Origin of the sequence: Blautia sp. LMAG:89 (assembly GCF_008679485.1) — a bacterium.
Taxonomy (GTDB): domain Bacteria; phylum Bacillota; class Clostridia; order Lachnospirales; family Lachnospiraceae; genus Blautia_A; species Blautia_A fusiformis.
On record NZ_NANC01000012.1, the window covers coordinates 174,339 to 188,540 of the forward strand.

12 protein-coding genes are annotated in these 14,202 nt (G+C 43.3%); 2 read left to right on the plus strand and 10 right to left on the minus strand.

Features of this window, described 5'->3' with window-relative positions:
* Positions 1-276: 276 nt before the first annotated feature.
* Positions 277-1,383, minus strand: coding sequence for a DUF4179 domain-containing protein (locus tag CCC70_RS14015; protein ID WP_278603912.1), 1,107 nt, complete (start codon positions 1,381-1,383; stop codon positions 277-279).
* Complete coding sequence (locus CCC70_RS14020; protein WP_092070500.1) at positions 1,377-1,916, minus strand: RNA polymerase sigma factor; 540 nt, start codon at positions 1,914-1,916, stop codon at positions 1,377-1,379. Before CCC70_RS14020 ends, CCC70_RS14015 begins: the two co-directional genes overlap by 7 nt.
* 739 nt (positions 1,917-2,655) lie before the next feature.
* Between CCC70_RS14020 and CCC70_RS14025 the strand changes: the two genes are divergently transcribed.
* Positions 2,656-3,195, plus strand: a complete 540-nt coding sequence (locus tag CCC70_RS14025; protein WP_118062840.1) for an RNA polymerase sigma factor — start codon at positions 2,656-2,658, stop codon at positions 3,193-3,195.
* Positions 3,192-3,986 (plus strand): hypothetical protein, encoded by a 795-nt coding sequence (locus CCC70_RS14030; protein WP_287085108.1) that lies wholly within the window; start codon positions 3,192-3,194, stop codon positions 3,984-3,986. The genes CCC70_RS14025 and CCC70_RS14030 overlap by 4 nt, the downstream gene beginning before the upstream one ends.
* Before the next feature lie 117 nt (positions 3,987-4,103).
* On the opposite strand, the gene CCC70_RS14035 is transcribed toward CCC70_RS14030, so the two are convergent.
* From CCC70_RS14035 to CCC70_RS14070, 8 genes are all read right to left on the minus strand, one after another.
* On the minus strand, positions 4,104-4,637 hold the full coding sequence (locus CCC70_RS14035; protein ID WP_118608720.1) for a methylated-DNA--[protein]-cysteine S-methyltransferase: 534 nt from the start codon (positions 4,635-4,637) through the stop codon (positions 4,104-4,106).
* A 114-nt stretch (positions 4,638-4,751) separates the two neighbouring features.
* Entirely contained in the window at positions 4,752-5,750 is a 999-nt protein-coding gene (gene add, locus CCC70_RS14040; RefSeq protein WP_287085109.1) for an adenosine deaminase, read from the minus strand.
* A 101-nt stretch (positions 5,751-5,851) separates the two neighbouring features.
* Positions 5,852-7,642 carry an aminopeptidase P family protein gene (locus CCC70_RS14045; RefSeq protein WP_287085110.1) on the minus strand — a complete coding sequence of 597 codons (1,791 nt, stop codon included), beginning with the start codon at positions 7,640-7,642 and terminating at the stop codon, positions 5,852-5,854.
* 4 nt (positions 7,643-7,646) lie between these two features.
* Positions 7,647-8,450 (minus strand): bifunctional hydroxymethylpyrimidine kinase/phosphomethylpyrimidine kinase, encoded by an 804-nt coding sequence (gene thiD, locus CCC70_RS14050; protein WP_287085111.1) that lies wholly within the window; start codon positions 8,448-8,450, stop codon positions 7,647-7,649.
* A complete protein-coding gene (locus CCC70_RS14055) occupies positions 8,447-9,127 on the minus strand; it encodes an HAD family hydrolase (RefSeq protein ID WP_287085112.1) in 681 nt (226 codons plus the stop codon). The genes thiD and CCC70_RS14055 overlap by 4 nt, the downstream gene beginning before the upstream one ends.
* A gap of 206 nt (positions 9,128-9,333) precedes the next feature.
* Complete coding sequence (locus CCC70_RS14060; RefSeq protein WP_287085113.1) at positions 9,334-10,746, minus strand: amidophosphoribosyltransferase; 1,413 nt, start codon at positions 10,744-10,746, stop codon at positions 9,334-9,336.
* Positions 10,747-10,944: 198 nt separating this feature from the next.
* Positions 10,945-11,412, minus strand: coding sequence for a TspO/MBR family protein (locus tag CCC70_RS14065; protein ID WP_270652420.1), 468 nt, complete (start codon positions 11,410-11,412; stop codon positions 10,945-10,947).
* A 192-nt stretch (positions 11,413-11,604) separates the two neighbouring features.
* Positions 11,605-14,166 (minus strand): heavy metal translocating P-type ATPase, encoded by a 2,562-nt coding sequence (locus CCC70_RS14070; protein ID WP_287085114.1) that lies wholly within the window; start codon positions 14,164-14,166, stop codon positions 11,605-11,607.
* Positions 14,167-14,202 lie beyond the last annotated feature (36 nt).

Consider the following 14,202-nt stretch of genomic DNA (forward strand, 5'->3'; position numbering starts at 1 on the left):
CCCCAATGACTCAGATCTTACAGATTTACAAACGGTATGAATGCCTCACTGCTGACAAAATGAAAAGCCGGAAAAACGGCCTTTTGTTACAGAGCCATTTTTCCGACTGTACGGTTGCCTATATTTAGTCAACTACCCATCACCTAAAGGTAATGGGCTTGGCAGACTTAGCCAAAAAGAACCGATATCAGTCTTGCAAAGACCTTGTATCGGTTCTTTTTGTATTTTCTCATTCTCTAATTATGGGAGGATTTTTCTGTATCACCGAAAAAACTTTTATTCCCGCACTTCAAGCCACTGGTCAATGTTCCCAAAATGTACCGCCTGCAGGTTATCTACATCAACCAGTTGCGGGAAGCTGTTTCTGATGATCATGACACCATTTTCCTTATCCTGTTTTTCTCCACCGCCAGCGATGCCTCCCATGGTCCTATCAAGTGTTAAAAACGTTCCATCTTTATAACGCACCTGGTCAATACTAGTTCTGGCATAAAGATCCATGCCATAATCCGTACCTGCGTACTCAAATTTGTTTTTTTCATCTTCATACACCTTCATAGCTTCATCATAATCAAGATATAATGACCATAAAAGGGGCGTTACTTCCATTTTTTTCACTGTGATTTCATAACCTCCAAAATCACATTTCCGGTTCACTTCCAGAGTTGTCGGAGGCTTTACTGCACCCAGAGTCCATTTAAAATCCCATGTTCCATCTGTAATAACAGTCGTATCATAATCTCCTTCCTCCGTAAGATTCTTTAATGTGATTTCTACTGTTTTATTACTCAGATCATAATCACCGTCATAAGATATACAGGCGTTAAAATATTTAAGATGTGCAGAATTTTGATCTGTTTTCAGTAACACATCCTGTCCTACCCCAGTATTGAAACTTCCAAATCTGTTATCGTCCACTGCATATACTTCTTTTCCATCGATCTTAAAATGTGTCATCTCCTCAAAAGAAGTATGATCAGTCATAGAAATACTGTCATCTGTTTTCACTTCAAAAAAAGTATACAGGAATCCCTGATCCTGAATAGAATCTGTCAGGGTAACCGTCACACCATTTTGTGTTACAGACTGGTCTATATTCTGAATATAAGTTGATTCCTGCAGTGTCTCCTGCTGTTCCTCCGATGGATTCAGTCTTTTCACCAGGTAATCACTCCATTTAAAGAACTCTTTTGCAGCCACAGTGACAGCCATACCAGTACAGATTACTGCTGCTGCAATCAATAATCGTCCACTGATTTTTTTTCTTTTGTATTTTTTATCAACTGAATCCGCCTGTTCAATCTGTTTTAGTGTATCTTCAAATTTATTATGAAAATCCTGTGGTACTTCCGGTGCGATATTATTCCATTTCTTCTCTAACATGACATTTTCCCCTTTCCTGTTATTCTCTTTAATTGCTTGCTGTTTTTCCCAGTTGCCGGTCTTTTCTCTTCTTCGGATAACTGCACCTTCAAAAACTCTCTTGCACGTGAAAGTCTGCTTTTGATCGTTCCTTCCGGAATATCCAGAGCCTCACTGATCTCTTTCAAGGAAAATCCTTCTAAATAATACAATGTTACCAAAACCCTCAGATCCTCCGGAAGTTCCATAATCGCCATATACAAATGACTGTATCTGTCCTCCTCAGTCATTTTCATATTGTCCATATATTCTTCATATGGAATAACATTTTTTCTTTTCCGAAGAATCCCTTTGCATTCATTGATCAATATCCTTGTGATCCATGTTCGGAAATATTTTTCTTTCTTTAAAGTGGAAAGTTTTTCATATGCCTTAAGAATTGTTTCCTGCACAGCATCCCCACAATCAGAGTCATTCTTCAGAATGGACTTCGATATATGATACAGCATGGCTTCTGCATCCCGAACCTCCTTAATAAATACATCTTTTGTCATAACTTTGTCTTCTCCTTTTGTCCAGCTGGATTACCACTCATGTTTACTTTTACACTAATTAGATGCATCGGAAAGGAAATCGGTTCTCATAAAAGTATTTTTTCCGTTGCCTCTTCCATTGCCAACGAAATATCCACTTTTTTTAATCTCTGTTCTGTTTGTGTTTTTTATGTAATTCCGTAATATATTCCTCAAGCTTCTCTTTATCTTGCTCTTCACAGGCGACCAAAACCAAACACTGCTTAGATCAATCCGATATGCTTTTACTGTTTTCTCACCCAGTTTCTCTGTATATGTGCAATGAAAGATGAGATACTTTATCCCCATTCCAGACAGGTACGCATAACATGACTCTCACAAAGCAGTGTCCATTCAGATAGTTGGAACCGTTGTGTGCGGCTCAGTATAGATAATATCAGCAGAAATAAGGTATCTGCTGTCGGAACAGAAAAAGTTTCAAAATAGATCAAAAAATATTGCTGAAGTCTACCTATCAGTGTTTTTTCGCTGTATAATGTTTTTGCCGTACAGGGTCACTTTCCTTTGTAATGTTTTATGCCAAATTCATTATACATCAGGAAATCCTGTACGATATTTTTTTATAAAAAAGTTGTAAAGTGGTGTATCAATATCATAATTTTCTAAAATTGAAACTTTTTGCTCTTTGACAGGATATATAAGAATGTAAAGGTTAAAAGCTTTTAATTTTTGAAAATATTAAAAAGAAAGTAGGATTGATATGACAGATGAAGCAGAACTTTTGCAGCGTCTCAGGAACAGAGAAAAAAATTCAATAGATGAAGCAATCCGAATTTATACGCCGTATTTGAGTACTGTTTTGTATCATATGGCCGGCAATTCACTGCCGAAAGAGGATATTGAAGAAATTGTGGCAGATGTGTTTGTTGTACTTTGGACGAATACCGGGAGGATAGATTTGCAGAAAGGTACATTACGGTCATATCTTGCTGCTGTTGCCCGGAATTTTGCTCTGAAACGGCTAAACAGAAAGATGGAACATACATCTCTTGACGATATTGAACTGTCAGATGGCAAAAATTTCATGGAAGAGAATTTTCACAATAATTATGTATGGGAAACAGTTATGAGCCTTGGCGAACCTGACAGCGAGATTTTTGTAAGGCGGTATAAATTTGATGAAAAAATCAAGGATATTTCAAAAGCAATGGGACTTAATATTTCTACAGTTAAGACCAGACTTTCAAGAGGAAAAAGAAAACTCAGAAAAATGTTATCGGATGCGGAGGAAAAATTATGAGAAGAAAAAATTTGCTTAAAGAATTGGGAATACAAAAACAGGCAGATACTTCCTGTAATGCTCTTGATATTGATACAGAGAATGTCAGACAGAGAGTTTATGCAAAACTTGACTTCGCAGATACAGAAAGGAAGCAAACGACTATGAGATCAAAAAAGAAAATATTACCTTTGTTGATAGCTGCAACACTTACAATCGGAGTTACTGCTGTGGCAGCAACCGGAAAGATTTCAATGTGGACAAGTTCATCTACATCACGTACTGATTATACATCTCTTCCAACGTCAGAACAGATTACAAAGGATATTGGGTATAGACCGGTATTGATTGATACCTTTGAGAACGGGTACTGCTTCAAAGAGGGCAATATTATAAAAAACAGTTTTAAGGATGGCAATGCAAATGTAATTGAGAATTTTAAATCTGTGTCCTTTGATTATCAGAAGAATGGAGATGTTGTATCGTTTAAGCAGCAGAAATTTAACTCAAAACTTACTCCGTCAGGTGATATTATTGCCACTGTAAATGGAACAAATTTGTATTATGTACATTATATAAATAAAGTGGTATCAGATGATTACGAATTGACAGAACAAGATAAAAAAGACCAGTCCAGTGGAAAAGTTGTATTCAGTTACGATGACAGTGCTTCTCAGATTGAAGTCAGTCAGGTTCAAAGCGTTAACTGGAATAAGGATGGTATCCAGTATGATTTGCTGCAAAGAGATGGAAAATTATCTGCCGGAGAACTTGCAGATATGGCGAGAGAGGTTATTAATAACAGAAGATAATCGAGTAGGAGGGAGTGATTAGCTCCCGCCCTTTTATCGAAACCGCCGTGCGTACCGTTTGGTACACGGCGGTTTCAATGAGTTGACGTGCACAGACTGATAGGCTTCCAATACATGCTACAGTGCAGTGCCCTTCCCGGGAATAAATAAACGGCTCATATCTGCATGCTCCAGTTCAAGAAGCGCTATTTTTTTGTCAAGGCCTCCGGCATATCCTGTCAGGCTGCCATTTGCGCCTACTACACGATGACAGGGAATGATAATAGAAACTTTGTTGTGTCCAACTGCACCGCCTACAGCTTGTGCAGACATATGAGAAAGCTGCTGCATTTCAGCTACTCTTCGTGCAATCTCTCCATATGTGATCGTCTGCCCATAAGGAATCTGTAATAAAATCTGCCATACTGCCTGTCTGAATGCGGATCCGGAAGGATGAAGAGGGGGAGTAAATGTGGGGTCCTCACCGGAGAAATATATATCCAGCCATTTTTTTGCCTCTGTAAGGATTTTCGTCTCCTGCACTATTCTCGTATCAGGAAGTGTGTTGGCAAAATATTTCTGGCCTTCAAACCACAGACCGGTAAGCCCAATATCATCGGCAGCCAGTAAACTATTTCCCAGAGGTGATAAATATGTAGAGATATAGATCATTTTCAACCTGCCTTTCAAAAATCATATTCTCCCATATATGATGAACAGAATACCGGTCAATGTCAAGATGGCATACAGTAAGAATTATGTTAATGTGATCGTAGCTTCCAAGGTTCAGAAAAGAAGCTGTTCTTTCAATTTCCATTTTCTGTTCCTGGAAGTAAAGGCTGCCTCCACAGAATTCAGAAGTAGCAGCCTTTTCTGCTCCTGGGTAAGATTTAACAGAGATTCCATATATCGGAATTCCCGGGAAAGGGTTGTTCTTTCAATCGCCGGATCATCGGTATTTAAGGTTACCTTAAGTCCCATTTCGAGAAATGCTTTCAGCGGATAATCAGACATTTCTTCCACAGCTTTTGTCTGGCGATTGCTTGTAGGACACATTTCCAGAAAAATCCCCTTATCCTTTACAAGCTGTATCACTTCCTTATTTCCCGCAATCCTCACACCATGGCCGATCCTGACCGCACCCATATGGACAGCTGTTTTTACATCCTCTGCATTTCCGGCCTCACCTGCATGGATGGTAAATGGAACCTGATATTCTCTTGCTTTTGCAAAAAGTGCTTCGTAATTTTTTGTTGGAAAGAGTGCCTCGGCTCCTGCAAGATCGATAGCAACCACGCCGCCATCTTCAACAAGATATTTTTTGGCCAGCTCCAGAGTTTCCAGATTTTCTTTTTGGTTAAGATCACCGCGCATACAGCATAAGATCAGATTACCGGGGATGGGAGCTCTTTTCAGACCACATAATGCAGCATGGATCGCTGTTTCCTGAGTCATTTCCTTCTGTGTATGGAACTGTGGGGCAAAACGAAGTTCTGCGTAGATCACACCGTCTTCTTTCATTTCAGAAAGGATAAGATAAACAGCTTCTTCCAATGCCTCTTCTGTCTGAAGAAGGGAAAGAGGCAGGGCAAAGCATTTCAGAAAATCATTGAGATTTTCGCAGGTATCTGGTACAGAAAGGAGAGAAAGAAGCTCTTCATCTGTGGCAGCCGGAAGTGTGATCTGCTGCAATGCGGCAAGTCTTCTGGCTATCTCAGTGGTAATGCAGCCGTCCAGATGTGCGTGGAGATCGATGTAGTGATTGATTATATTTTCTGTTTTCATAGGCGTTAAGTACCTCCCTGTCAGGACTTATTCTTATCCCGGAAATGATTTTATATTTCTTAAGGTATCTGCCGGAATGAAATATTAAAGTGAATTCCGGGTTATATTTCCTGTGTGGCTTTTTTTAACCAGGATTTCTCTTCTTCATTCAGATATGGGGAAATTTTTTCGTACACAAGGGCATGATACTGATTGAGCAATTTGCGCTCTCCTGCTTCCATCTGTCCCGGATCTATACCTTCCAGATCAAATGGGACCAGAGTCAGTGGCTCAAATTTCATAAACTGGCCGTAGGATGTTTTTTCAGCTTTTTTGCAGACTACAAGATTTTCGTGACGGATGCCGAATTCATTTTCCGCATAATATCCCGGTTCATCGGAGGTGATCATTCCTTCTTCCAGAACAGGAGCTGGACGATCTGCGAGATTTTTCCAGCGGAAACTCTGGGGGCCTTCGTGTACATTGAGAAGATAACCTACTCCATGACCAGTTCCGTGGTTGTAATCTTCTCCCATAGCCCAGAGTGGTCCTCTTGCCAGAGCATCCAGATTCAGTCCGGTGCAGCCATAGCGGAATTTTGCGGCTGCCAGATTCAGATGCCCACGAAGTACTGCTGTGAAATATTTTTTTTCTTTTTCAGTAACCGGGCCAAGTACAACGGTACGAGTGATATCTGTAGTTCCTTCAAGATAATGTCCGCCGGTATCCATCAGAACCAGTCCTTTTGGCTCCAGTGGGATACTGGTTTCTTCTGTTGCACTGTAATGGACAATGGCTCCATGTGCACCGTAGGCAATGATGGGATCAAAGCTGTTTCCCTGAAAATTCTCCTGTACGGAACGGAATTCATAGAGCTTATCAGCAGCGGAAAGCTCGGTGATCTTCTGTTTTCCCACATTTTTCTTCAGCCAGTGGATAAACTTCACCATTGCAACGCCATCTTTGAGGTGGGCAGTCTTTTCATTCTGGACTTCGTTTTCATTTTTGATGGCTTTTGGGAGAAGGGTCAGATTTTCACCGTCCAGGATCGTTACCTGCTTCGGAATACTGCTGACCAGCCGGCTGTTTACATTGCTTCTCGAAAGATATACCTTTTTCTCTTCGGGGATCGTCTGTACATAGGTGTAAATATCATCATATGGATAAATGGCAATACCGTCTTTGGAAAGTGCTTCCTTAACAGAATCCGAAAAGGCTTTTTCATTGGCAAAAAGACGGAGCTCACTGTCATCCAGCACAAGATAGGAAAGAACTACCGGGCAGCAGTGGATATCATTTCCGCGGATATTTAAAAGCCATGCAATGTCATCAAGGGAAGTGAGGATAAAGAGGTCTGCCCCCTTCTCTTTCAGTTTGCTGCGGATTTCCCGGATCTTGTCTATTCTGGACCTTCCGGCCCATTTTTCGGATAATTCCATTACCGGTTTACAGGAAAGTGCCGGACGGTCATCCCAGATATTTCCGATGAGATCCTCATTTACAGAAAAACGTATCTGTTTTTTCTGAAAGGTTTTTTCCAGCGTCTCTGCTTCTTCTGCGCTTACGGTACGGCCATCGAAGCCGAGACACATTCCCTCTTTCAGATTTTCTTCCAGGAATTTGTGAATCGTTGGTACGTCCGGTTCTCCTATCTTAAACAGAGTAACCGGCGTTCCCTCTAACTGCTGTGCAGCCTGGATAAAATATCTTCCGTCTGTCCAGAGTCCGGCCATGTCCTGCATGATCACGGCAGTTCCGGCAGAACCGGTAAATCCGGTGATGTATTTTCTGCATTTAAAATAATCTCCAACATACTCAGAACCATGAAAATCATCGGTCGGAACCAGATAAGCATCGATTCCCTTTTCCCTCATCTGTTTTCGAAGAGCTGTGATCCGTTCTGTAACTGTCATAATTTTATGCCTCCTCTGTATAACTGTTCTTTATCGCAAAGCCATGATCCATAGGGCCGCTTCCTTTTCCCAGATCTAACATGGCAGCAAGGGCTCCGGAAATATAGTCCTTGGCACGGTTTACAGATTCCACCATGGAAAATCCCTTTGCAAGGTTGGAAGTGATGGCCGAGGAAAGAGTACATCCTGTTCCGTGGGTATTGGGATTGTCGATCCTTTTTCCCTCAAACCACTGATATGTTCTATTCACATAGAGAAGATCATTGGCATCATTGAGCTTATGTCCGCCCTTACAGAGAACTGCACAGTGATACTGCTCGGAAACCTGTTTTGCAGCTTCGATCATATCATCGGCGCTTTTGATCTTCCGTCCGGTAAGCACCTCGGTTTCCGGGATATTGGGGGTGAGAAGATCTGCAAGAGGAAACAGTTCTTCCTTCAGAACATCCACCGCCTCCTCACTGATCAGTCTTGCACCGCTTGTGGCAACCATAACCGGGTCCACCACGATATTTTTTGCCCGATACTGTCGGAGCTTTCCTGCGATCATATGGATCAGATCACTTTCGGAAACCATTCCGATCTTTACTGCATCCGGAAAGATATCCGTAAAAATACAATCCAGCTCCTGACCCAGGAACTCTGCAGTTGCATTCTGGATGGCTGTGACACCGGTGGTGTTCTGGGCAGTCAGCGCGGTGATGGCACTCATGGCGTATACTCCGTTTGCCATCATGGTTTTAATATCGGCCTGGATCCCGGCTCCTCCGCTGGAATCGCTGCCTGCGATGGTTAATGCTGTTTTCATCTTTGGTTTCCTCCGTTTTCTGTGAATATATAGTTCTGTAACTCTGTCAGATCCCGACAGTAGATATAGGCATCCTTTTTCAGCTGTTCTTGATCCGGTTCTCCCAATGCGTCATAAATACCGGCAGTCAGAAATCCTGCATTTCCGGCAGTCTGCAACGCGTAGAGTGAATCCTCCACAACCAGCGTCTGAGATGGCTCCGTTCCCAGTGCTTCTGCAGCTGTAAGATAGACCCTCGGAGAATGTTTGCTTTCTCCGATCTCACTGGTGGTATAGATTTTACCAAAAAAGGAAAGAAGTCCGTTTCTTTCCAGCGCCCGGCAGATATGTTCCCTGGGGCTTGAGGTTGCCACCGCAGCCGGAATTTTCTGTTCTGCAAGGCATTGAAGAAGTTCTCTGGCACCTGATTTTGCCGGGACCTCTTCAAAATAGTATTTACGGATCCGGGATTTCAGATCCATCACGATCTTTTCTTCGGAATACGCAAGAGTAAACCTGTTTTTCAGCCAGGCCGCTCCCTGCTCCATACTCATGGGAAAAAGGATTTCATCCATTCCCGCAACCGGCTGATATCCCAGATCTGTAATATATCGTTTTCCAAGCTCCTTCCAGACAGAAAGCGAGTCCAGAAGGACACCATCTGCATCAAATATCATGGCTTTTATAGGAAAAATCATGTTTATACTCCTGAAAAATTTTTTGTGATACTCTGTCATTGGAACATTACGAAATAATTTTCCATGATATAAAAAAATGACATAAAAAACGCGGATATATCACAAAAGATATATCCGCATTTATTATAAGCCGCAGATTCCCAAAATGCAACCGGGAGTTAATGAGGCTCATCTGAAACAGTAGCTCTCTGTTTTCAAAATATTTTTTATTCTTTACCGTTAAAACAATATGTGCATACATTACAAGGATCGATTCCAATGGATTCCAGAAGATCATCCAGTCTGTGATAACGGAGAGTGGTAAAATTCTGCATCTTGCAGATATCCTGTACCATCTGCTCATATTTCGCTGTATGTGGATCTGCGTATTCGTCCAGTACTTCCTGTGGACAGTTGGGGCCTTCCCTCTTCTCGATCACCTGACGGGCGATCAGCTCCATCTCGGATTTGGAGCGGGAGAAGTTTAAGTATTTGCAGCCGTACATGATCGGCGGGCAGGCAGGACGGACATGAACTTCTTTTGCACCGCTACGGTACAGAAATTCAGTTGTCTCGCGAAGCTGGGTACCACGTACAATGGAATCGTCGATAAGAAGAAGTTTTTTGTCCTTGATCAGTGCACGTACCGGAATCAGTTTCATTTTGGCGATGAGGTTACGCTGGTTCTGATTGGTTGGCATAAAAGATCTGGGCCAGGTTGGTGTATATTTAATGAATGGTCTTGCATAAGGAATGCCGGATTCATTGGCGTATCCGATGGCATGGGCGATACCGGAATCCGGAACACCGGCTACAATATCCGGGTGAACAGAATCTCCATCTCTCTTTGCAAGCATACTTCCGCAGCGGTAGCGCATCTCCTCTACATTTACGCCTTCATAAGATGCTGTCGGATATCCGTAGTAAACCCAGAGGAAAGAACAGATCTTCATTTTCTTTCCAGGTTCTACCAGAGTTTTCACTCCATCTGCCGTAACAAAAACAATCTCTCCCGGTCCAAGTTCCTTATAGTCTTCGTAACCCAGATTAATATAGGCATGGCTCTCAAAGGAAAGACAGTAGGAACCTTCCTTGTGACCAATCTCCACCGGAGTTCTTCCCATCTTGTCACGGGCTGCATAAATTCCGTCTTTTGTCATAAGAAGCAGTGTCATGGAGCCGTCGATCAGTCCCTGTACGTACTGGATACCTTCCACAAAATTATCCTTTTCACAGATCAGGGCTGCGATCAGTTCTGTCACATTGACAGTTCCGTTGGTCATCTCCTGAAAATGTACCTTGGTCGTATCGTACATCCGCTGCAGAAGTTCATCATAATTGTTGATCTTTCCCACAAAAGTAAGGGCAAAGCTTCCAATTCTGGAACTGAACAGAAGGGGCTGAGGTTCATAATCAGAAATACATCCGATTCCCATATTTCCCTTCATGGAACCCACATCCCCGTCAAATTTTGTACGGAAAGGTGTGTTTTCAATGTTGTGGATGGCACGGTCAAATCCATGTTCTCCGTAAACAGCCATACCGCCGCGGCGTGTTCCCAGATGAGAATGATAATCCACTCCGTAAAAAAGTTCCAGTACGCAGTCGCTTTTCGATGCTACTCCAAAAAATCCGCTCATAATGTGCTCCTCTCTGCTTCCATAGTATTAACGATTCCTGTTATCGTTCGTACATCCATAATCGTTATCAGTATAGCATAAGAGAATTAAAAATAACAATCAATTCAGCGGATATTCCTGCTTTTTCAGAATAAATTATAATGATATTAGCCGGATTTATAAAAGAAAAAACGTTTTCTGCATAAACCAGAGCTTCTGTCAGTTCCAGAGCGCGATAAACAGGTTCAGATAACCGGCAAATGTCAGCCATGCCAGATACGGGACCATCAGGTAACCGGCGTTCCGGGAAAACTCCCGGAATGTGCGGATACAATAGTATACAAGTCCCCACAGAAAAATAAGCCAGAGAAACGCAAAGCCATACCATCCTGCCCCAAAAAAGAAAAACGGCCACAGGAAATTCACGGCAAGCTGGATCCCATATAAAGCAAGGGCCCTATCCCTGTCTCTGCTTTTAGGCCTGGATGCGATCAGGAACGAAGCGATCCCCATCATGATAAAAAGGATCGTCCATACAACCGGAAACAGCCATCCCGGTGGCGATAAAGGCGGCTTATTTAACTTTGCAAATACTTTCATTCCGTTTCTGGTAAAAAATCCGGAGACAGCTCCTGTTGCCAGGGGCACTGCAATGCAGGTGATCAGTTTTCTGGTATCTTTTTTCAAAAATATCCCCCTTTCTGGTCTGGGAAGATTTTCGGACAACACAGGTTTTCTCTGTTTATTATATTTCGGGATACCGTTTTCTATACGATCATATATAAAAAAGAAACAGCTCTGTTTTTATGCAGAACTGTTTCTTTTTGTAAACCGTTTAAATTTTTAGATCATTTAACTGGTATATGTTTTTTCTGTTTATTACTCCTGAGTGATTCCCTTGAACTTGTAACCGGCTTCTTTGATCACTTCTTCCACTTTTGCCTCGTCAACCTTCTCAGGTACAGAGAATACAGTTGTTCCATTCTCGTGGGAAGATACCACATCCTCTGCTCCGAAAGCCGCCTGAATTGCTTTGTTTACGTGTGCCTCACAGTGTCCGCACATCATTCCTTCTACATTGACTGTTATTTTTACCATTGTTTTGTTCTCCTTTTCTTCTTTTTTATTTTCATCATGACTGATGTTTAATGTTACCGGATTTTTGATCGCCTTGTCTCTGGCTGTGTTGTGGATCTTAAACAGATTCAGGCGCAACGCATTTGTTACAACACAGAAGCTGGAAAGACTCATGGCCGCAGCTCCGAACATCGGATTCAAGGTCCATCCGAAAAGCGGGATCCAGACACCTGCTGCAAGGGGAATGCCGATTATATTGTAGAAAAATGCCCAGAAAAGATTCTCATGGATATTCCGAAGTGTGGCGCGGCTTAAACGTACTGCCGCTGGAACATCGCTTAACTGACTCTTCATCAGAACGATATCTGCCGCATCAATGGCAATATCTGTTCCTGCACCGATGGCAATTCCGATATCGGCTCTTGTAAGTGCCGGCGCGTCGTTGATACCGTCACCGACCATGGCAACCTTTCCCTGCTCTTTCAGAGCGCGGATCACACTTTCTTTTCCATCCGGAAGAACTCCTGCAATCACATCGTCAACTCCTGCCTGAGCTCCGATAGCTTTTGCGGTACGCTCATTGTCACCGGTAAGCATAACTACACGGATTCCCATGTTCTGAAGCTCTTTTACTGCACGGGGACTGTCTTCCTTGATCACATCCGCAACTGCGATGATTCCCAGAAGTTTACCGTTTCGTGTGAAAAGAAGGGGCGTTTTTCCCTGCTCTGCAAGTTGCTCGGCTCTCCTGTTAAGGTCTGTGGAAATCTTTGTCTGGCTGCTGATAAATTTCATGCTTCCGCCTGTCAGTTTGTCACTTCCAAGTATAGCGGAAAGTCCGTTTCCCGGAAGTGCCTGGAATCCGGTTACTTCACCTGTGGCAAGGTTCTCTTCCACGGCTTTTTTGAGAATTGCCTTTGCCAGTGGATGCTCGCTTTTTTTCTCCAGTGCACAGGCTAGAGTGAGAAGCTCTGTTTCTGTGATTCCCTCTGCCGGGAGAATATCTGTTACCTCCGGCTGACCACTGGTAATGGTTCCGGTTTTATCCAGTGCGATGATCTGGACTTTTCCTGCTTCCTCCAGGGAAACAGCTGTTTTGAAAAGGATTCCGTTTTTGGCACCCATACCGTTGCCGACCATAATGGCAACCGGTGTTGCAAGGCCAAGTGCACAGGGACAGCTGATGACCAGAACGGAAATTCCCCTTGCCAAAGCATAACCGAAGGTCTGTCCTGCAAGAAGCCAGATGATTGTTGTGATCACTGCGATAGTGATCACTGCCGGTACAAACACGCCGGAAACACGGTCTGCGATCTTTGCGATCGGTGCCTTGGTGGCTGCCGCGTCACTGACCATTTTTATGATCTGGGAAAGGGTGGTATCCTCTCCCACTCTGGTCGCTTCGCATTTGATAAATCCGGACTGATTCACAGTTGCCGCAGAAACCATATCTCCGGCTTCTTTATCGACCGGGATACTCTCTCCGGTCAGTGCGGATTCATTGACTGCGGTGGTTCCTTCCAGGATCACTCCGTCCACCGGAATATTCTCTCCCGGGCGGACGACAAAGGTTTCTCCTTTTTGAACCTGCTCAATAGGAACGGTAAGTTCCTGTCCCTTTCGTACCACGACCGCAGTTTTGGGTGCCAGCTTCATAAGGCTTTTAAGCGCATCCGTTGTCTTTCCTTTAGAACGGGCCTCCAGCATTTTTCCTACGGTGATCAGTGTCAGGATCATGGCTGCAGATTCAAAATAAAAATCCATCATGTAATTCATAACTGCAGCAGAATCTCCGTCTGCCTGTGCTCTTGTCATGGCAAACAGTGCATAGACGCTCCACAGGAAGGATGCCATGGATCCAAGAGCTACCAGAGTATCCATATTTGGGGAACGGCGCCACAGACTCTTAAATCCATTGATGAAAAATTTCTGGTTGATCACCATGATGATACCAGCCAGGAGCAGCTGTACCAGTCCCATGGCTACGTGATTGCCGTCAAACCATTTCGGCAGTGGCCATCCCCACATCATGTGCCCCATGGAGAAATACATCAGCACCAGCAAAAATCCCACGGATGTGATAAGACGTCTCTTTAGGATCGGAGTTTCATGATCTTCCAGCGCTTCTTCTGCCGCAGACATGGAAATCTTTGCTCCGGCAGCTCCGCCCTTTAAGGATGCACCATATCCGGCGGCTTCCACTGCGGCAATGATCTCGCCGGATGAAGCGGTTCCCTCAACTCCCATGGAATTGGTCAGAAGGCTGACGGAACAGCTATTCACCCCCGGAACTTTTGATACGGCTTTTTCCACACGGGCAGAGCAGGCGGCGCAGCTCATACCAGTTACATTATATTGTTCCATTTTCTTTCAGTACCTCCTAAAATCCAGTTTGTCCCT

Coding starts and splice junctions, on each gene's coding strand:
- CCC70_RS14070 (WP_287085114.1), bottom strand. CDS start 14,166: ATGGAACAATATAATGTAACTGGTATGAGCTGCGCCGCCTGCTCTGCC.
- CCC70_RS14025 (WP_118062840.1), top strand. CDS start 2,656: ATGACAGATGAAGCAGAACTTTTGCAGCGTCTCAGGAACAGAGAAAAA.
- CCC70_RS14055 (WP_287085112.1), bottom strand. CDS start 9,127: ATGATTTTTCCTATAAAAGCCATGATATTTGATGCAGATGGTGTCCTT.
- CCC70_RS14045 (WP_287085110.1), bottom strand. CDS start 7,642: ATGACAGTTACAGAACGGATCACAGCTCTTCGAAAACAGATGAGGGAA.
- CCC70_RS14035 (WP_118608720.1), bottom strand. CDS start 4,637: ATGATCTATATCTCTACATATTTATCACCTCTGGGAAATAGTTTACTG.
- CCC70_RS14060 (WP_287085113.1), bottom strand. CDS start 10,746: ATGAGCGGATTTTTTGGAGTAGCATCGAAAAGCGACTGCGTACTGGAA.
- thiD (WP_287085111.1), bottom strand. CDS start 8,450: ATGAAAACAGCATTAACCATCGCAGGCAGCGATTCCAGCGGAGGAGCC.
- CCC70_RS14015 (WP_278603912.1), bottom strand. CDS start 1,383: ATGTTAGAGAAGAAATGGAATAATATCGCACCGGAAGTACCACAGGAT.
- CCC70_RS14020 (WP_092070500.1), bottom strand. CDS start 1,916: ATGACAAAAGATGTATTTATTAAGGAGGTTCGGGATGCAGAAGCCATG.
- CCC70_RS14030 (WP_287085108.1), top strand. CDS start 3,192: ATGAGAAGAAAAAATTTGCTTAAAGAATTGGGAATACAAAAACAGGCA.
- add (WP_287085109.1), bottom strand. CDS start 5,750: ATGAAAACAGAAAATATAATCAATCACTACATCGATCTCCACGCACAT.